General features: G+C 59.9%; 17 protein-coding genes. 14 read left to right on the top strand and 3 right to left on the bottom strand.

The features are described from left to right. Positions 1 to 13 precede the first annotated feature (13 nt). The 3 genes from asnB to NKI96_RS02935 form a co-directional block, all read right to left on the bottom strand. The gene (gene asnB, locus NKI96_RS02945; RefSeq protein WP_352513969.1) at positions 14 to 1,903 is read right to left on the bottom strand and encodes an asparagine synthase (glutamine-hydrolyzing); all 1,890 of its coding nucleotides are present in this window, start codon (positions 1,901 to 1,903) and stop codon (positions 14 to 16) included. 223 nt (positions 1,904 to 2,126) lie between these two features. Further along, complete coding sequence (locus NKI96_RS02940; RefSeq protein WP_352513968.1) at positions 2,127 to 3,323, bottom strand: glycoside hydrolase family 5 protein; 1,197 nt, start codon at positions 3,321 to 3,323, stop codon at positions 2,127 to 2,129. Beyond that, on the bottom strand, positions 3,292 to 3,705 hold the full coding sequence (locus NKI96_RS02935) for a hypothetical protein (RefSeq protein WP_245276468.1): 414 nt from the start codon (positions 3,703 to 3,705) through the stop codon (positions 3,292 to 3,294). The genes NKI96_RS02940 and NKI96_RS02935 overlap by 32 nt, the downstream gene beginning before the upstream one ends. A 96-nt stretch (positions 3,706 to 3,801) precedes the next feature. Here NKI96_RS02935 and NKI96_RS02930 point away from each other — a divergent pair, with 96 nt between their 5' ends. From NKI96_RS02930 to NKI96_RS02865, 14 genes are all read left to right on the top strand, one after another. After that, entirely contained in the window at positions 3,802 to 5,391 is a 1,590-nt protein-coding gene (locus tag NKI96_RS02930; RefSeq protein ID WP_352802853.1) for a heparinase II/III family protein, read from the top strand. Between the two features lie 203 nt (positions 5,392 to 5,594). After that, complete coding sequence (locus NKI96_RS02925) at positions 5,595 to 6,587, top strand: sterol desaturase family protein (RefSeq protein WP_023728340.1); 993 nt, start codon at positions 5,595 to 5,597, stop codon at positions 6,585 to 6,587. Continuing rightward, the gene (locus tag NKI96_RS02920) at positions 6,584 to 7,738 is read left to right on the top strand and encodes a GNAT family N-acetyltransferase (protein ID WP_023825385.1); all 1,155 of its coding nucleotides are present in this window, start codon (positions 6,584 to 6,586) and stop codon (positions 7,736 to 7,738) included. Before NKI96_RS02925 ends, NKI96_RS02920 begins: the two co-directional genes overlap by 4 nt. 736 nt (positions 7,739 to 8,474) lie before the next feature. Then, entirely contained in the window at positions 8,475 to 8,657 is a 183-nt protein-coding gene (locus tag NKI96_RS02915) for a helix-turn-helix transcriptional regulator (protein ID WP_352802851.1), read from the top strand. A gap of 161 nt (positions 8,658 to 8,818) precedes the next feature. Continuing rightward, positions 8,819 to 9,541, top strand: a complete 723-nt coding sequence (locus NKI96_RS02910) for a DUF1441 family protein (protein WP_352802849.1) — start codon at positions 8,819 to 8,821, stop codon at positions 9,539 to 9,541. 8 nt (positions 9,542 to 9,549) lie between these two features. Further along, entirely contained in the window at positions 9,550 to 11,721 is a 2,172-nt protein-coding gene (locus tag NKI96_RS02905) for a terminase gpA endonuclease subunit (RefSeq protein ID WP_352802846.1), read from the top strand. Between the two features lie 71 nt (positions 11,722 to 11,792). Continuing rightward, the gene (locus NKI96_RS02900) at positions 11,793 to 12,071 is read left to right on the top strand and encodes a hypothetical protein (protein ID WP_352802843.1); all 279 of its coding nucleotides are present in this window, start codon (positions 11,793 to 11,795) and stop codon (positions 12,069 to 12,071) included. After that, positions 12,071 to 13,516 (top strand): SGNH/GDSL hydrolase family protein, encoded by a 1,446-nt coding sequence (locus tag NKI96_RS02895; RefSeq protein WP_352802841.1) that lies wholly within the window; start codon positions 12,071 to 12,073, stop codon positions 13,514 to 13,516. Before NKI96_RS02900 ends, NKI96_RS02895 begins: the two co-directional genes overlap by 1 nt. Positions 13,517 to 13,603: 87 nt before the next feature. Beyond that, a complete protein-coding gene (gene gpW, locus NKI96_RS02890) occupies positions 13,604 to 13,819 on the top strand; it encodes a gpW family head-tail joining protein (protein WP_352802838.1) in 216 nt (71 codons plus the stop codon). Then, positions 13,816 to 15,501: a phage portal protein gene (locus tag NKI96_RS02885; RefSeq protein WP_352802836.1), complete on the top strand. Its 1,686-nt coding sequence runs from the start codon at positions 13,816 to 13,818 to the stop codon at positions 15,499 to 15,501. Before gpW ends, NKI96_RS02885 begins: the two co-directional genes overlap by 4 nt. After that, the gene (locus NKI96_RS02880; protein WP_352802834.1) at positions 15,498 to 16,760 is read left to right on the top strand and encodes a S49 family peptidase; all 1,263 of its coding nucleotides are present in this window, start codon (positions 15,498 to 15,500) and stop codon (positions 16,758 to 16,760) included. Before NKI96_RS02885 ends, NKI96_RS02880 begins: the two co-directional genes overlap by 4 nt. A gap of 39 nt (positions 16,761 to 16,799) precedes the next feature. Further along, positions 16,800 to 17,252, top strand: coding sequence for a head decoration protein (locus NKI96_RS02875; protein WP_352802831.1), 453 nt, complete (start codon positions 16,800 to 16,802; stop codon positions 17,250 to 17,252). Between the two features lie 48 nt (positions 17,253 to 17,300). Next, positions 17,301 to 18,395 carry a major capsid protein gene (locus tag NKI96_RS02870; RefSeq protein WP_352802829.1) on the top strand — a complete coding sequence of 365 codons (1,095 nt, stop codon included), beginning with the start codon at positions 17,301 to 17,303 and terminating at the stop codon, positions 18,393 to 18,395. A 79-nt stretch (positions 18,396 to 18,474) separates the two neighbouring features. Then, positions 18,475 to 18,745 (top strand): hypothetical protein (locus NKI96_RS02865; RefSeq protein ID WP_352802826.1); only part of this gene is annotated, 271 nt, incomplete at its 3' end.

The raw sequence follows: 18,745 nt of genomic DNA, 5'->3' as shown, positions 1-18,745 counted from the left end.
TCCTTCATTGTCGTCACTGCGGCGGGCCAAGCGCGAATTCGCGGTGGAATATCTCCAGGTTCAAAAGCGCCCATATCAGTTTTTCGTGGTCCGCGGCGCGCTCGGCGTGCTCCCTGACAATCTGGTCCAGCTTCTTGGCGCTCAAATAGCTACGGATGACCGAATGGGACGAACACAGATGGTCCCGTACATAATCGCTCATCGGCCCGCGGAACCATTCGGCGACGGGCACCTTGAAGCCGATCTTTGGGCGGTTGAGGACCTCGTCGGGAACCATGCCGGCCATGCAGTCGCGCAGGATCTGTTTGCTGTGCAGGAGGCCCAGCCTGTAACGATCGGGCAGTTGGCTGACGAAGGAAACCAGATCGCGATCAAGGAATGGCATTCGCCCCTCGATTGAACCGGCCATCATCACTCGGTCGCCCCGTTCCAAGAGGTTGTCGGGCAACCACGATGTCTGATCAAAAAACAACACACGGCGCAGATGAGATTCCGTCACACTCGAAGAGAACGGGAAATCATTGCGGTCATGGCCGCAAGTGGCCAATCCACCGAGGAGCGAATCGCGTTCCCGCGCCGTCATGGCTCCAAACCAGGAGATCATCCGGGTGGCAAAGTCCCGTTCACCCGCGCTTCGGGCAAATATGTCGAACTTGGCCGATGCGCCGGGCAATGCGCGCATCAAAGGGGCGAGGAGATTGTTGTGAAGCGACGCTGGAACAAGTGACCGGTAGACACCCGCCAGAGACTCTGCGCGATGTTTGGGGTAGCCGCCGAGAATCTCGTCCGCCCCTTCGCCCGTAAGCACCATCTTGACGTCCAGCGAGGCTCGAACCGACATCAGGTAAATTGGAATGTCCGTACTTTGTGAAACAGGTGCCCCCCGATGGCGGACCATCTTGGGCAGATGATTCATCAGGTCATCCGCCTGGATGACGATTTCGCAATGATCGGTCTTGAAATGATCGGCGACGCGCCGGGCGAATGGAAGCTCGCTGTAAGCCTGTTCGCTGAAACCGACCGAAAACGTACGAATGGGGTTGTCGCTGTGCCTGGTCATCAGGGCAACGATTGCCGACGAGTCGAGCCCCCCGGACAGAAAGGCGCCAAACGGCGCATCACTGCGCATCCTGATCTCGACAGAACGGTCGAGCAATTCCAGAAATCGTCGCTTGGCGGTTCCTGGATCGATATCCGCTGTCAGATCGGTCTGATCCGGGGGCGCATAATAGCGCGTTTCCGTTACTTCCCCTTGCGACCACACAGCGTAGCTTCCCGGGTTGAGCTTGCGGATCTGTTTGAAAAGCGTCCGCGGTCCAGGCACGTAACGCCAGGTCAGATACTCGCGCACTCCATCCAGATCGAGCTGCTGGCCATCTGGCTGCGCAGACAACAACGCGCTGATCTCCGAGGCAAACGACAGCAAATTTCTGCCTTGCATGAGGTAAAGGGGTTTTTTTCCAAAGGGGTCGCGGGCGAGGATCAATTCGCGCCGTTGAGCGTCCCACAGCGCAAAAGCGAACATCCCGCTCAATCGGTCGAACATGGCCAGGCGCCACTGGTCATAAGCCCTGAGCAGCACTTCCGTGTCGGAGCGTGTGCGAAAACGGTGGCCGAGACCGATCAACTCCTCACGCAGCTCGATGTAGTTGTATATTTCGCCGTTGAAAATAATCCGGAGCCGTCCGTCCTCGGTCTGCATCGGCTGATTTGAATCGGCGTTTAAGTCAATAATCGCCAGGCGGCGATGCACCAATGCCAACTGGTCCTCGCCTGTGTTCAGGTCCAGGAGTTCGATGCCTTCGGCATCGGGACCACGATGCTGCAAGGCATTCGACATCCCGGCGGCCCGATCTTGTGGCTTCTCGACCCTGCGCCCAATCCAGCCGGCAATTCCGCACATTCTTTCCCTTGGCCCTCTTTCCCTTGTTTGCGTATGATCGAGGACACCAATCTACAGCGAATATATTAAATAGCTGCTCGGTGGAGTGATTTTAAAACTGAGCCTGATTTGGTTCGATCAGGCCCTCTCGGCTGCAACTGGAGACGATAGTCCTTGGGTTTCCACGCGATTGATCGCCAGCAACCAGGCAGACCGCTCGAACCGATCCTGACCCGATGACGAGTTATGGCAGGCCTAGTGCCCGCAACATCTCCCGGTCCGGGATCGCAGGCCCCTTGGGTTGGATAACACTCATTCCGTAAGGGTTGGAGAATTCCCAGGCCGACCACGGCATCGCGAAGCGTTCCGCCTCTCTGCGCACTGCCATGAGATAGCGCAGGCGATCAGCATCGAAAGCTCCCATGCGGCCATCCGCAGACATCAGGATAACGCCGAATTCGCCCACGAACAGGCGTCTGCTCGCTATGCCATGGGCTTCAGCCCAGTCGACCGCCTGACGGAAACCCGCTTCGAGCTGGCTCTGCCCCCAATTCTGCTCAAAGTATCGGGCGATCGTTTCACGCGCCGAGGCCATGTTCATCACCTCTTCGATCTGGCTCAAGCCGGCGGCGTCCATCTGCGCCTTGAGGGTTTCGGCGACCACTTCGGGCGTGCTGGCGTCGGCAGGCCAGGGAAGGCCGGAGGAGAAAGCGTTCTTGTCATCGGCCCGCTGGTGCGTGAAGCTGTGCGGATCATACATGTGGAAGCTGTAATAGACGTTGGGGTCGTCGAAGTTGGGGTCCAGGTTGACCAGTCCGGCGATGCTCCCGCCGCAGGCGCCGGTCGCGACGATGGTGAGTTCGCTGCTGAAGGCGCGAATATCGCGAACCGTGCCTGCCATGATCCGCTGCCAGTCATCGCTGCCGCTTGAATCGCAAGGGTAGTAGGCGGGCTCGTTATAGGGCTCGAGGGCGACCTTGTCGGCGCCAATTTTGATCAGCATGGCAGCCACCGCCACTACCATTTTTCGATAGCGGGCAACACCCTCGCTGTCGGCCCCGCCATAGATCATTTCCATGCTGTAGGCTGGAACCTGGCTGACGCCATGCAGATCGAAAACCACCTTGAGCCCGCTTGAAACGACCCGCTGCACCGCAGCGGCAAGCATGTCCAGCGCCTGTTGTCGTTTGGCGCCCTCGCTGGCAAGCAGAGGGCCAGGGTCGACACTCAGCCGGACAAAGTCGAAGCCCATGGATCGAATGCGATCAAACTGGTCGCCGTCCGGCCAATCGGTGAGCGGCCTGCCGCCCGCAAGCCATTCCTTCTCGCTGCGATAGGGCGGCCATTTGTAGGAACCATCTTTCTCCACCGGCGACCAGTTGAGCCATTCATGGACGCCGACGCCGCGCTCAAGCGGGATCGGCGCCGCCTCGGCTGACATAGCCATGCCAAGCGCGCACGCTATGACGTAGACAACTTTTCTCATCGCAAAACTCCGCGTCATGGCCGAAGATATTAACCGCGGGAACGGAAAAGAGGATGCCGCCACACGCTTTTTCGACGGGATGGTGTATGAGGATCAAAATCTTGGCGGAGCGCGGATGAGGGTCGGGTGGTATTTCAACCGATTGCGCAGCATGGAGTTGGCCGAGATATTGCATCGGTTGGACGAGCAGCGCCGGAGGACCGTTTCGCGCCGCCGCGACAACGGCTGGCAGCGCTATGCGTCGCCGCAGTTGCACCCGGTGCTGCACGGATTGCGGAATGCTGTGCCGGCCGCTGCGACACCAGCCCAGCGGCAAGCTATCGAGGCGGCTGCGCAAAACACTCTTCGAGGCCAGTTTTCAGCACTTGGGCAGACCTGGCCACAGCGAGACCCCTATACTCTCTTTCCACCCGAGCTCTGGCGCCTTGATCCGGTGACCGGCCGGCTTTGGCCGGGCCCCAAGACCCATACTTTCGATATCGATTTTCGCCATGCCACCGGCCGTGGCGATGTAAAATATGTTTGGGAAATCAACCGGCTGCAGCAACTGCCGCCACTGGCTGCCCATCTGCTTCTCACCGGCGATGATCAATCCCGTGCGGCCATCGAGGCGGCGATCGAGAGCTGGCATTTCGCCAACCCACCATTTCGGGGCGTTGGCTGGGCCTCGGGCATCGAGGTCGCGCTACGAGCCATCAGCCTGATTGTCACGCTCGACCTCGTCGGCGAGCGGCTTGGCGCGGCGACGCGAGAAAAAGTCGGTGAAATACTGGCGGCAAGCGCCTATTGGCTGCCGCGGTTTCCCTCCCGTTTTTCGTCCGCCAACAACCATCTCGTCGCGGAACTGGCTGGCGAATATCTGATCGGTCTGGCTTTCGGGGCCGAGGTGGCTCGCGAGTCGCTCCTGGCTGAGGTGCTCAAACAGATCCTGGCCGATGGCGCCGGGGCCGAGCAGACCCCGACCTACGCCGCCTTCAGTGCCGAGCTTTTCCTGCTGTGCGCTGCGGCGGCGCGCCAGGCCGGACTGCCTTTTCCCCAGCCCGTCGAAGCGCGTTTGGCCGCTTTCGCCAATTTCGCAGGCTGGCTCCCGCCGAAAGCCAGCGGCTTCGGCGACAATGATGAAGGCCGCGTGATCACGCTGGGGGGCGAAACCGATTATGTCGGATCGGTCGCGGCCGCCATCCATGGTTTTCTACGGATGCCGGGCAGGGCACCGGAGCCCGGCGATTTTCGCGCGCTTTTCTTCGGCGCGCCACCGCGGCCGGCGCCGGTGCCGGATGGATTGCATACGTTCACGCAAGGCGGGCTCTCCGTCTGGCGCGGCGAGATGAATGGTCTCAACGTCCATCTGACATACGACCACGGCCCGCTGGGCTACCTTTCGATAGCGGCGCACGGTCATGCCGACGCGCTGTCGCTCACCCTGTGCATTGACGGCGATCCGGTGCTGGTCGACCCCGGCACATGGCTCTATGGTTCGGGGGGAGGCTGGCGCGACTGGTTCCGCTCGACGCCGGCGCACAACACGCTGAACCTAGAGGGTAAAAGCCAAAGCATCATCTCCGGGGCGTTCAACTGGTCGCACAAGGCGGTTGCGACATTGGTGGAGAGCGAGCCGGGGCCGCACTGGAGGCTGTGTGCCCGACATGACGGGTACAAAGGCCGCTTCGGCGTTGTGCATCAACGCGCCGTGACACGCGATGGCGACGGCATCCTCGTGACCGACCAACTGCTCGGCGGCAGCCGGGTCGCTGAGATCGTCTTCCAACTCGCCGCCGACCTCCACGCCAACAGGGATGGAAACATTGTCACGATATTGCGCGGCGCTGAACCTTTGATGACTATCCACTTTCCAGACGCAGCGATCCACATCCGTTCCGGCGGCGACACACCGGGCCAAGGCGGCTGGGTTTCGCCGCGTTTTGGTGCAAGGCAGCCAGCCGAACGCCTCGCATGGCGTGGCCAAGTAGGCGAAAAGGGAGTAGTCATCCGGCTCGCGCCAAGTCCGCCGCAGACCCGATAACGGGCAGGTTGCAGGCGCAGCGTTCGACATTAATTACGTTCAGATATTTAGCGGTTTTGACACCGTTGATCTGCTAATTTGGCCATGATTGTTCTGCCAGTCGCATCCCGATACACAGTTGCGGGCAGCATATGATGGGCCTGGCAATATGTGCTTCGCGACGAGCCGGATCACCATTTCACCACCTAGGAGCCACTGCATCGATGTTTTCGGAATTCGCCAGAGTGATCGTGGAAAAACTCTCACACATCAATCTGCTGACACTCGGTCTCCTGTTGCTCACGGCGCTGGGGAGCGCGGTGGTCGCCTACTGGCGAACGGTCGAACAGAAATCCTTCCGGGACTTTTTCGACTTCGCCTTTCCCGCGGAAGTCATCATGCACCCATCGGCGCGAGCGGACGCATTGTTCTGGATCACGAAAAGGCTGGTGATGCCCTTCCTGCTCATTCCCGCCGGTGTCACCTTCGTTGCCGCCACGGGATATGCAACAAACCAGGCAGTCGGCTGGCTCTTCAGCATCTCGCAACCGCTGATACCCGGCCCCGCCGGCCCAGTGACGATCATCCTCTTCACCGCAACCATGCTCGCTGCTTACGATATCTCCTACTACCTATATCACGTTGCCCAGCACCGTTTTCCGTTCCTGTGGGAATTGCACAAGGTGCATCATTCGGCCGAAGTGATGGTTGGGATCACCAAGGACCGGGTTCACCCCCTGGACGATCTGATGAACCGGATCTGGGACGGCGTCATACCGGGGATCAGTTTCGGCTTGTGGAGCCTGATTGCGCTTAATCCGGTCGAGATCGCCATATTTGGCATCAACGTCTATGTCATTCGCAACATTCTCATGATGGACTTTGTTCGCCACACGCATCTGAAGATTTCCTTCGGCCGGTTGAACGGCGTCATCTTGTGTCCGCACTGGCACCAGGTGCATCACAGTGTCGACCCTCGCCACTACGACAAGAATTTCGGGCTGCTTTTTTCATTCTGGGATCGCATATTCGGAACGCAGTTCATCCCGGATCCGGACGAAGACCTCAAGTTTGGACTGATAGATCGCGACGTACGCGACTATCAGTCGCTTTTCGGACTTTACGTGCTGCCGCTCAAGAAAATGGCAAACCATATCATGCGACTTTTTCAAAAGCGCATCGATGTCGCGCAGCCGCAGGACCGTCTCCAACCATGAACAAAATGGCTTCGATTGACGCTGTTGGTGCGGAGCGACTGGAAATCGTCAGTTCGACGGATCGCCTGGCCGCCATCGAAGCCGAATGGGTAGACCTATGGCATCGTACCGATGCACTGATCTTTCAGAGCCATGCCTGGGTTTCGGCATGGTGGAGCACCGTGCGTGACCGCGCCCGGCGCTCGCTGCGGATCGGCCTGGTATGGAGCGATGACAGGCTGGTCGCTGTCATTCCCCTGGCGATCGGCAGACGAAAAGGACTTCGGCTCCTCGAATGGGCCGCCAATAGCTATACGGACTATGGTGATATTCTTGTCGCGCCGGAATGCTCCCTATCGGCCCTCCAGGACCTCTGGAACCGGATCTGTTCGGCGGGTGGCTTCGATCTTGCTTTTATCAATCGTCTGTCTCCGGATGCGGCAGCCCGCAGGATTTTTACACCGGCCTCTTCCAGCGGCGTCAAGCTTCGCGCCAATCACCGGGAGGAAGTCAGTTATCGCGTCGCTGGACAGTGGGCCAGCGGAGCAGCGTGGCTGGCGGACCAGCCGAAAAAGATGCGCCAGAACTATCGGCGCGGCATCAAGATACTGGAGGAAACAGGCGAAGCGAAATTCCGCCTCCTGTCGGCCGACGAGCCGCTGCAGCCATTGCTGGAGCGACTGTCGGCGCTGAAGCGCAGATGGCTGGAAAAGCACACGCGTGAATCCGACCTTTTCGAAGAGGGCGAGCCGGTTCTTGCCGCCCTGGTGGACGCGCTGTCACGCGCCGGTGTGCTGCGCATTTTCGTACTTGAATGCAATGGTGCGATGGTCGCGGTTTCCATCAACATCGTCCAGCACAACGTCATGATGGCATTCGTTACCACCTACGACCCTGATTTTAGCCGAGCGTCGCCGGGTGCGGTCCTGATTACGGAGTATATACAGTGGTCGTTTGATCACGGCTTGGGATTGGTCGATTTCCTCTGTGGCGGAGAGGCCTTCAAACATAGGTTTGCAACACAGGCCGTTACCCTCCAATCCGTTCTTGGGGCACGCACTGTGCAGGGCGCGCTCGCTTCTCTCGCTGATCGTATCTGTCAGACGATCCGCGTACGCTCACGCGGATTGGCGTCGGCTAACCCAGAGCGCCCGCCCGATGAGACTGCTTAATTTAGCTGGATAACTTGGGCATAAGCCGCCGAGCGTTGAGGGCTGGCGTGCGACATGGGCGCGCCATTCGAAAATCCGCGTCGATTGCGCCTCGGAATCGGGACCGAATGGGTCCGCAGGTGGAGACTTCAGCCAATTCTCGCAAATCACGTCTCTCGATGCGCAGTTTGTTGTCTGCGAAGCGTCGCAACACGTTCGTTGGCGTCACAATGGTAGCAGGCTAGATCGTGAAAATCATTGAAGATTTTTTCGGACAGGGCGCCTACCATAGGTCGGCGTTTTTACTGTGATTTCAACAGCTTAGGTAGGCTGGTAGCGGGAGAGGGACATTAATCGCCAATGAAATCAATGCGTTGTGCGATTGTAGTCAACACTTCTGAAAAAATGAGTCCACAAAGGAAATGCGATAGGTTCGATTTGGGCAAAGAAAAAAGCCCCGCTGTGATGGCGGGGCTGTGAAGCGACAGAGACGGTCTTATCCTCCGTTTTTGGTCCTCGGGCATATGCAGCCATTGCCTCCGACCGTCTCTAACCTTGGGAAATTCCGGGGCGGCATTACCCGCCGATCGTCATGGCATCCTCCCATGTTGCGACTGAAATCCGAGGCAGCGCACCGCCCCAATTAAAGCGTCAGTCAACCCGGTAGCTCGGATCAATGTTTTCACGTTTACCGTGTTTATCCTTTACTGTCACGTAAAAAGTGATTATGAAGGAGGCAGCACTTGGAGACGTGAAAATGGAAATTGAGCACAGCCTTCGGCTCAAGCAGGTGATCGAAATCACGGGGTTGTCCCGTACTGAAATCTATCGCCGCATCAAAGCAGGCATCTTCCCCGCGCAAACGCGCGTGTCGCACAAAGTCGCGGTTTGGAAGGGCAGCGATATACAGGCGCACCAGTCGAGCATTTTCGGTGCGTGACAAGCCTGAGCCCTCGGCGGACGACAAGCGCCAACGCTCAAAGCCGACTTGGCAATCAGGTCCAGGGCCATACGGGCGGCGCATACATCCTGACTTTTGCGGCAGCGGCGGCGTGGTGAAGCGAGCGTCCTTCCTTGATGAACTCGACGGAGACTCAGGGCGTGAGTGATGACGATCTGTCGGACCTGCTCGGCGACGATTTTCCGTCTGAGCCCGCTGCGGCGCGTCCGAAGCGTGGTCGGCCCACCAGGGAAGAAGCGGCAGCCAAGTTGCAGGCCCAGGCCGGCGCGGCGTTGCCCCACTACACCGAGTTTCGGCGTCCGCAGGGTGTGACGTTCTTCGCCAACATTCTTGGCGTCTATCCCAAGCAGATTCAAAAGCGGCTAGAGCGCTGCCCGGTTCACTCGTATGCGATCCACGGCGGCAAGCAGCAGCCGATGTACGACTTCCTCACGGCCATGTCTTACCTCATCGCGCCGCAGGGCAGCATTGAGGACTGGCTGTCACAGCAGAACCAGGCTTCGCTACCGCCGATCGTCTCCAAGGCATATTGGGAGATGACAAACGCTCGCATCCGCGCGCTGTTGGCGGCCGGCAAGCTCTGGCATGACGACGATGTGCTGATGACCTTTGCCCGCGTCTCGATGGTGATCCGCCAGGCGAGCAAGATGTGGATCGAGGACATGCCCGGCCGCGAGATGCTGAGCGACGCCCAATACAACTTCCTGGTCGACAAAGTGACCGAGATGAACGTGCAGATCAAGGACAAGCTCGAAACGCTCCCGCGCGAGTATCAGACCAACGCGCATTCCCGAGAGATCGAGAAAGAGCTTGAGGGCACCGACACGCGCCCCTCACCTGGCGACGACCTGGGTGACGAATGACCGCGAGAATGCGACCGCCTTCGATCAATGAACTGATCGACCAGGCACCTTTTCGGACGCTGGAAGACATAGCCGTGAAGGGCTTCGACAGCCTTGAGGCGCAACAGCGTATGTCCGTCACCGAGGCCGCCGAGACCTATATGAAGATCGGCAGCGGCGGCGGGCGCAGCGTGCCATGGTCGCGTAAGAAGACGCCCTATCTGTGTGAGCCTATGGATACGCTCACCAGTCTCGATCACCAGGGCATGGTCTTTCTCGGGCCGGCACGTACCGGCAAGACCATGATGAGCCTTGGCTGGCTGACGCACACCGTCAAGACCGATCCAGAAGACATGCTCTACATCCACATGGATCGGGAGAATGCGCGCAAGTGGTCGAACGGCGATCTCAAGCGCTACCTCGAAGCCTCTACCCACGTTCGGGCTGAGCAATTCACCACCCGCCAGGACGACAACACCTTCGACAAGGAATTCAAGTCGGGGATGCGTTTCCTGCTCGCCTATCCCACGGCAAGCAACCTATCGGGCATCACGGTGCCGCGCGGCTGGCTGATCGACTACGACCGCATGGACGACAACGTGGAAGGCGAGGGCAACCCCTTCGATCTTCTTCAAATGCGAACGACGACCTTCGGGCGCTTCGGCATGACCGTCGCCGAGTCGTCGCCAAATCCGAACAAGGAAATTCAAGACCCGAAGTGGTCTCCCCCGGCGCACAGCCCGCATGAGGCGCCGCCGATCCGTGGCATCTTCGAACTGTACAACCGTGGCGACCGACGCCGCTGGTATTGGTGCTGCCCACACTGCAACGAGGCGTTCGAACCGGACTTCAAACTGCTGCGATATCCCGACAGCGACGACTTCATGGAAGCTCGCGAGCAGACCTACATGCTCTGCCCGGCCTACCAATGCGGCGGCGTGCTTGAACCGAGCATGAAAGAGGAACTGAACGAAGTCGGCCGCTGGGTCAAAGACGGCATGATTTGGGTGCCGAGTGAGCAGAAGATCGTCGAGCGAAACGGCATGAAGGCTGCACGATCGAGCATCGCGTCGTTCTGGATGAAAGGGCCGGCAGCCGCCTATCAGCAATGGGGCCAACTGGTCGAAAAGTACCTGCGCGCGATGAAGGCGCTCAAGGATACCGCCGACGACGCACCGCTGCGCAAGACGATCACGACTGACCAAGGCACTTATTACATTCCGCACTCACGGCTGTCGGAGCGCTCGCCCGAAGACCTCAAGACCAACGGCGAGGATTGGGGCTCCACGGAGAGCGAGCCGACAGTGCCACATGGTGTGCGCTTCCTCATTGCAACCGCAGACGTGCAGAAGGCGGCATTCGTTGTCCAGGTGCACGGCTTCACCGCGACCGGCGACATGGTGGTGGTTGACGGCTTCAAGCTGCGGCTGTCGGATCGCGTCAACGGCGCAGGGGAGAAGCTGCCGATCGACCCTGCGGCCTTCCGTGAAGATTGGGACGTTCTGGTCAAGCTGCTCGACAAAACCTATCCACTGGCAGACGGCTCGGGCAGGCGCATGAAAATCCGTGCACTCGGCAGCGACTCGGGCGGCGCAGAGGGCGTGACCAGCCACGCCTACAACACCTGGCGCAAACTTCGGAAAGAGGGCACCGGCCATCATCGTCGGTTCTGCCTTATCAAGGGTGAGCCCTCGAAGACCGCACCGCACGCGCGCACCACCTGGCCCGACTCCAGCAAGAAGGGGAAGGAGGCAATCGCCAAGGGCGACGTTCCGGTCATCCTGCTGAATTCGAACCTGATGAAGGATCGAATCGCAACGCTGTTGGCGCGCCGCGTTGAAGACAGCCGTCAGGACGAAAGCGTTGGAGGAATGCTGCGCTACCCGGAGTGGATGCCCGAATGGTTCTACAACCAGATGACCACGGAAATTCGCACCGAGAAGGGTTGGGAGAATCCACGCAAGCGCCGCAACGAGGCGTTCGACTTGGCCTACTATGCTCTCGGCCTGGCTATCCGGCCAATGGAGAACACCGTGCCCTACATTCTGTTCAACGTCGAGCGGATCGACTGGCTTGTGCCGCCGTCGTGGGCCGCCGAATGGGATGAGAATGACATGGTTGTCGATCTCAACTCCGCAGCCACCCCGGAGCCGAAAGCGAAGGCCGGCAGTTTTGCCGAATTAGCAGCGAAGCTCGCTTAAAATCACGTTTAACTTGATATGCACGGTCTCGTCGTGTAGATTGACGCTTTCCCCTCACTAGGAGATGCGGCGTGAGCACGTCAACCTTTTCCAGCGCAGCACCGGCCAATAGCTGGACACCAGTGGTCGCGGGCGCCAACTTTTCGCGCTTCGCGTTGCAAGTCGCATCCAATGACGCCGTAGCCGTAGCCATCGCCACTGCGCAGCCGGCAATCGACAGCGACGACTTCATGATTCTGCGGCTCGGCAGCGACAAGTCACTTCTCGAAGACCTCGCCGCGACCGACAACGTTTACGTTCGCGGTGTGCAATCTGCCAGTAAGGTTCGCGGATACAAGGTTGGCCGCTGATGGCCCGAGGCGGCTTTGGCATAGGTGTAGGCATCGGCCTTGGCCGCTCCATTCGCGGATCGTCCGTGCCCGCTCCAGACCCGGTGTTCCTACCGACTCTTTCGGCCGCGCCGTCGTTTGTCATCGGCACATCAAAGCTGATTGCGGCCTATAGCGGCCCGGCAGCCCGCGTGCAGAGGTTGTCAGACGATGCTGAAACCGATCTGCCATTTGGCTCGAAGTTTATGAACGTGTCGACCCTGGGCACCGGCACGCATTGCTTCAAGTCAGTCTACGATCAGACAGGCCAAGGGAATCATATCGCTCAGGCCATCAAAGCCAACCAGCCATCGGCCAGCAATCTGCTGGTCAACGGTGTGCAACCGGCAATCCATTTCGATAGCTCTCCGCTCGCCGTGGGCGTGAGGTCGAAATACATGGGGACGGCAAGTGGCCCAACGACTGAAAAGTCAGCCTTCACCATGTTCTTGCTCCTGGTTCCGAGCTTTTCGTTCAACGACAACTACTTTGCCTGCCAGCCCGACAACGCCACCACGGTCTCGCTGTTCACTTCGTCGGCGAACGTCGGCATTCGCGGCAACAACACATCGCCGTTCAACTCGACCCGTAAAATGCCTCTCATTCGGCCACAGGTGCTTCGCTGGCGCGGTAGCTCTGCCGGCAAGCAGTTCGGTATAAACGGCTCGACGCAACTTATTGCAACTGCGCCCGCCGCCGGCACGGTTACGGGCATTGCTTTCGGGCGTCACATTACCACCGCCAGCTATGACGGCGAGTTCGATTTGATGGCAGCCGTGATCTACAATGCCGCGCTATCGGATGCCGAATGTCTTCTCGTCGAACAGGCCCTCTATGCGCAATGCAATGTGCTGACTTCGGCCAACAACTTGATCATTTTCGACGGTGACAGTCGCACCGAAGGCTCAGGCCATCTGTTGAACCAGACCTGGCCAAAGCGTGTTCTCAACTCGCTGAGCAAGCCTGCTCACGCCATCAATATGGGCATTGGCGGTCAATTGCTCAGTTCAATGGCAACGAACGTGGCGGCCCGAGTTGCGGCCAACTACAATGCCGCCTATGCGAAGAACATTGTCGCCCTGGGTGGACCTGGAATCAACGACTTCACGGCAGGTCAGACTGCGGCCCAAGTCCAAGCAAGTATGCAAACCTATGCTGCCGGTCTGAATGCGGGCCAAACCTTGGTAGTTGGCACGGTGCCCTATCGCTCCACCGAGAGTGGCACTCAGCGCATCCTCTACAACACCTGGCTCCGCGCCAACTACGCCTCGCTGAAGGCTGGCACCACCCTGGTTGACCTGGATGCGATACCGCAGTTCGCGACTTACAGCACAGACTTCTATGCCGACATAGTTCACTTCAACGACGCCGGGCAGCAGCTTTGGGCCGCAGCAATGCTGCCGGCGATAGAAGCTCTCGTTGCATGATTTCACTTTTACATTGAAAATCAATTACATATTGCTTTAGTTTCACGTTTCGTCTATCAATACGTGAAACTCACCTTTGGATTGCTGATGGCGACCACCGCCGACCTCCTTGCAGAAGCCAAGGCCGCCTACCACCGCTTGCAGGTTGGTGGCGCCGCAGTCGAAGTGCGCGATGCCACGGGCGAGATGATCCGCTACTCGCCGGCCAACGCAAGCCGCCTCAAAGCCTACATCGCAGAACTTGAAGCCGAACTTCGCGGCTGCGCGAAAGTCGTTCCTCCGTTGCGTCCGGTGTGGGGATGAGCAACGATTTTGATCTCACGGACCTGCTTGGGTCGGATGCCGGTGTCTCCCCGGCGATCCATGCAGTGCAGCCGCCCGCTGCCTCGGCGGTGGCAGCGGGCGGTGTTGCCTATGACGGCGCCGACAAGATGAACCGGCTCGCTGCTTGGCAGCCCGCTCTGCGTTCGGCCGATGCCGATCTGCTCCCGCTCAAAGATGATCTCGATGCACGCGCACTCGATACCGTGCGCAACGACGCCTACGTGGCGGGCGGCTCATCGATCCGCAAGGACTCGATCGTCGGCACGCGCTTTCTTCTCAATGCCAAGCCGGAAACCAAAATCCTGTTCGGCAAGGAAGACGACAAGTGGGAGAGCGAGGCTCAAGAAGAAATTGAGACCAAGTTCACCCTGTGGGCTGAGAGCGATCAGTGCTGGCCTGATGCCCGTCGCACAAAGACGTTGACGGACATCGTTCGCCTGGCGATCGGCGTGCACCTGACCAATGGCGAATCGCTACAGTCGGCCGAATGGTTCGACGACGGGCGCCCTTATGCAAGCGCCGTGCAGACGATCGATCCGGCCCGACTCACCGATCCCCGCGACCGCGTTTTTGCATCGTTCAAGGGCAGCCGTCTGCGCAAGGGCGTCGAGATCGACCGAGCCGGCGCGCCGATCGCCTATTACATCCGCAGCGCGCATCCCGCTGACTATCGCAACGGCGTGAACTCTTTCGCCCCGCCGCTCTGGAAGCGCGTCCCGGCCCGCAAGCCGTGGGGCCGCATGATCATCAACCATGTGTTCGAGGAACTGCGTCCCGATCAAACGCGCGGCGTGGCGGCGATGGTTGCCGCGCTCAGCGAAATGCGGATGACGAAACACTTCCGCAAGACCGAATTGGAACGGGCAGTCGTCGCGGCCACCTACGCAGCCTCCATTGAGTCCGAAATTCCCACCGACGTAACGGCCGCGCTTGGCGGCGGTGCGGGCGAGGGCAACGCAACGACGCAATGGATGCAGGCGTACCTTGCCACCATCGCTGAGTATTCGAGCGGCGCCAAGAACCTGCATATGGACGGCGCGAAGATTCCGATCTTTGCACCTGGCACCAAGCTCAAGATTCAGAACCCCGGCGCCAGCAGCCCGGCCGGCGACAAGTTCGAACAGAGCTTGCTGCGCTACATCGCTGCGGCGCTTGGCGTCTCCTACGAGCAGTTGTCGCGCGACTATACGCAGACCAACTATTCGTCGGCGCGCGCCTCCCTCGGCGAAACCTTCAAGACGATGCTGTCGCTCAAGCGCGCCGTCGCCGACAAGACCGCCAACTTCATCTACCGCCTCTGGCTGGAAGAAGCGATCAACTACAACGAACTCGAATGCTTCAAGCGCCGCGATATGCCTCGTTTCTACGATGGCCTCAACGCCGAAGCATTCAGCGCGTGCGAGTGGATTGGTGCCGGCCAGGGTCAGATTGACCCGCTCAAGGAAACTCAGGCCGCCGTGCTCAGGGTCAAGAACGGTCTCTCCACGCAAGAAAGTGAGATCGCGAAGATGACGGGCGGCGATTGGCGCAAGGTCAAGCGGCAGATCGCCCGCGAACGCGCGCTCGACGAGAAGTACGGCAATCCGTCGATCTACGACCAGGACAGCAAGGACATGGAAAACTCGCTGGCCGCAACGCCGAGCGATGGAGGAAAAGAATGAACCCGATCTTCGCTCGGCTACAGGATCAGCCGGCACTCATCGACGAGGGGCAGGGTGCCTGGCTGCAGTCTTCGCTGCTGGCCCTCGGCGCTCGCATGGACGAAATCGACAAGATGACAGCCGAGTCGGCAGCAGCCGATTTCTGGTTTTCCGACGACGATTACCGTTCGCGCTATCGCCCCTATGTCGTGAAGAACGGCATCCTCCACATTCCGGTAAAGGGTGTGCTGCTCAACGACTTCCCGTGGGCCTACGGCGCCTACGCGACCGGCTACGAATACATCTATCAGGCGGTCAAGCGCGGTGTCGAAGACTCCAACGTCAAGGGCATCGCCTACATCGTCAATTCAGGCGGCGGCCTGGTCTCAGGCAACTTCGACCTGGTGGACAGATTGTTCGCCTTCCGTGGGAAGAAGCCGATCCGTGGCTTCGCGGAGCACGCTTACTCGGCGGCCTACAACATCATCTCTGCGGCAGACGACATCACGGTGTCACGCAGCGGTGGCGTCGGCTCGATCGGCGTTGTCGTCGTCGCCATTGAATATTCCAAGATGCTCGAAGCTTCGGGCATCACGGTCAACATTATCCGCTCCAATCCCGGCAAGATGGAGGGCAACCAGTACGAGAAGTTGTCCGAGGGTGCCCGTGAGCGGATTCAAGAGCGCGTGGACGCATTCCACGAGCAATTCGTCGCTTCGGTGGCGAGGAACCGGGCCATGAGCGCGGATGCGGTCGAAGCGACCAAATCTCACACCTTCATGGCTCAACAGGCGATCGACAACGGGCTGGCCGATGAAATCGGAGCCCTCGACGACGCTATCACGGCCTTTGAGGCCACATTCTCGGAAGGAGATGAACAGATGGCCGATTTTACCCAGGCCGACCTCGACACTGCCGTTGCCGCTGCTCTCGTAAAGGGCACCGCCGATGGCAAAGCGGAAGGTGCCAAGGAAGGCGCCGCAACCGCCCTCGCGCGTATCAACGCGATCATCGGCTCGGACGCCGCCAAGACGCGGCCCATGGCCGCGCTGAACGCCGCCCTCAAGACCAGCATGTCGGCTGACGAAGCCGGTGCTTTCCTCGCAACGCTCGCAGAAGAGTCCAAGCCGACCGCTGGCGCGCCGGCCGGGATGCTCAAGGACGCCATGCGTGAGCGCGGCGCCGGCATCGAAGCGTCCGCCGAGGATGACGAGGACGACAAGACCAACCCGGAAATGAGCCGCGCCGCAAAGACGCTCGCCATGGTCAAGGGCAAGTAAGGCCCAAGGCTCAACCGAAGAAGCAAGGAGAAACTAGACATGACTGTCAATCTTCCGAACCTCGGTCCCTCCGCTGGCACGCCGTCGCAGTGGACCGACACCATCAACCCCGTCCTCGAAGGACTGATCGTCGGCGAGACGCCGGCAGTCGTCGTTCAGGACCTGCAACTGGCTGCCAGCCAGACCCTCGCAGCCTTCACGCCTGTTGGCTTCGACGGCTCTGGCAACCTGGTTGCGGCGCTGCTCGATACCGTCACGCCGGCCAACAGCATCAAGGCGATCGGCATCACGCTTTATGGCATCGTTGTGCCGGGCGGCCAGAACCCCGGCGTTCCGATCCTGCGCAGCGGCTGCCTGGCCAAGCACATGATCGCCTGGCCGGCAAGCTTCGACAGCGACGCGAAAAAGTTCGCGGCGTTTGCCGGCGCTCCCACCCCGTCCTCCATTGTCGTGCGCGAAGTCTACTTCGGCTCGACCGTGGCCGCCCCGTAACCCCAAAGCGGCTTCGTCGCCCTCGAACTAACAAGGAAAGCTTTTGCCATGGGCATTGAACTCTGGACTCCCAAGGAACTCTACGCTCTGCGGCAGGACGACCGTTTCAAGTCGATCCCGTCCTACTTCCTGGATACCTTCTTCACCCAGGAACATTACTCGGAAGACGGCGCGATCCGCTTTGCGGACCTGCCGGCATCCACCCGCTTCCTGGCACCCTTCACGCTGCCCTACGAACAGGGCCGGCCGATGCAGAATGCCAAGAACGAAGTGATCTCCGAGATCACGGCGCCGTACATCAAGCTGAAGAACGCGGTGCGTCCGACCGACCTGAAGAACATCCGTCCCTCGGAAGTGTTCATCAACGCCGGCCGTGCGCCCACGCTTCGCGAGAAGTATGACATGCGCGTCGCGGAGATCACCGAGATGCACAACCGTGCGATCGACGTGCGTGAAGCCTGGATGGCTGCGCGTGCCTTCATCGACGGCAAGGTGCAGATCACCTACGACCGTGACCAGGGCGCAGACCATCCGTCTGTCCTGCTCGACTTCGGCCGTGCAGCGGGTCACACCGTCGTCAAGTCGAGTGCCTACTGGAGCGATCCGGCGACCGACATCCTGGGCGATCTCCAGTCCTGGATGAACACCATGTATCTGGCGAACGGCGGCGGCTCTGCTGCTCAGCTTATCGTCGGTGCTCAGGTGGCGCCGTTGTTCCGCAAGAACACCGGAATCAAGGATGCGCTCGACACGCGTTACCGTGGCAATGACACGGTTTCGATTTCGCTCGGCATTCTGCGTCAGGAACAGCCTCTGACCTACATCGGCCAGTTGGACAGCGGCCTGAGCGTGTGGGCCTACAAGGATACCGTCGACGTGCCGGATGGCTCGGGCGGCGCGACCAAGGTCGACCTGTTCAACGAGAAGGACGTGCTGCTCGTGGCTCCCGGTGCAACCGGCGTCAAGTGCTACGGCGCGATCTTCGACAACGAGGCCATCAAGAATGGTCTCGCGAACAGTCGCGTCTTCGCCAAGCAGTTCCCGACCCAGGACCCCGGCGAAGACTACCTGATGCACCAGGCGTCCCCGCTGCCGGTTCCGCTCTACCCGAACCGGACCTTCAAGGCCCGCGTGCTGGCGTAAGCCGGCAGAACCTCGAAATAGCGGCCCGGCAAATCAATGTCGGGCCGTTTTCTCAACCGCAACAACGGAGACATCCAAAATGTATATCAAGGCAATTCACACTATCCAGCGCGATCCGAAGTCCAATCCGCCTGTCATTTTCGCGGGCTCGATCGACGAACTGGACGGCAGGGAACTGGATGCGATGCTGGAAGCCGGCGCCGCACGCCCCGCGACCGAGGAAGAATTGATCAAGGCCGGCATTATTCCATCCGTCGATCGGCAAGCCGAGGAAGCTGCTGCCGCCGAGAAGGCCGCGCAGGAAGCCAAGGACGCCGAGGAAGCTGCTGCCGCCGAGAAGGCCGCGCAGG

The organism is Mesorhizobium sp. M0292, from assembly GCF_040321695.1.
Taxonomy (GTDB): Bacteria; Pseudomonadota; Alphaproteobacteria; order Rhizobiales; family Rhizobiaceae; genus Mesorhizobium.
This window is presented reverse-complemented; position numbering and strand designations above follow the sequence as displayed.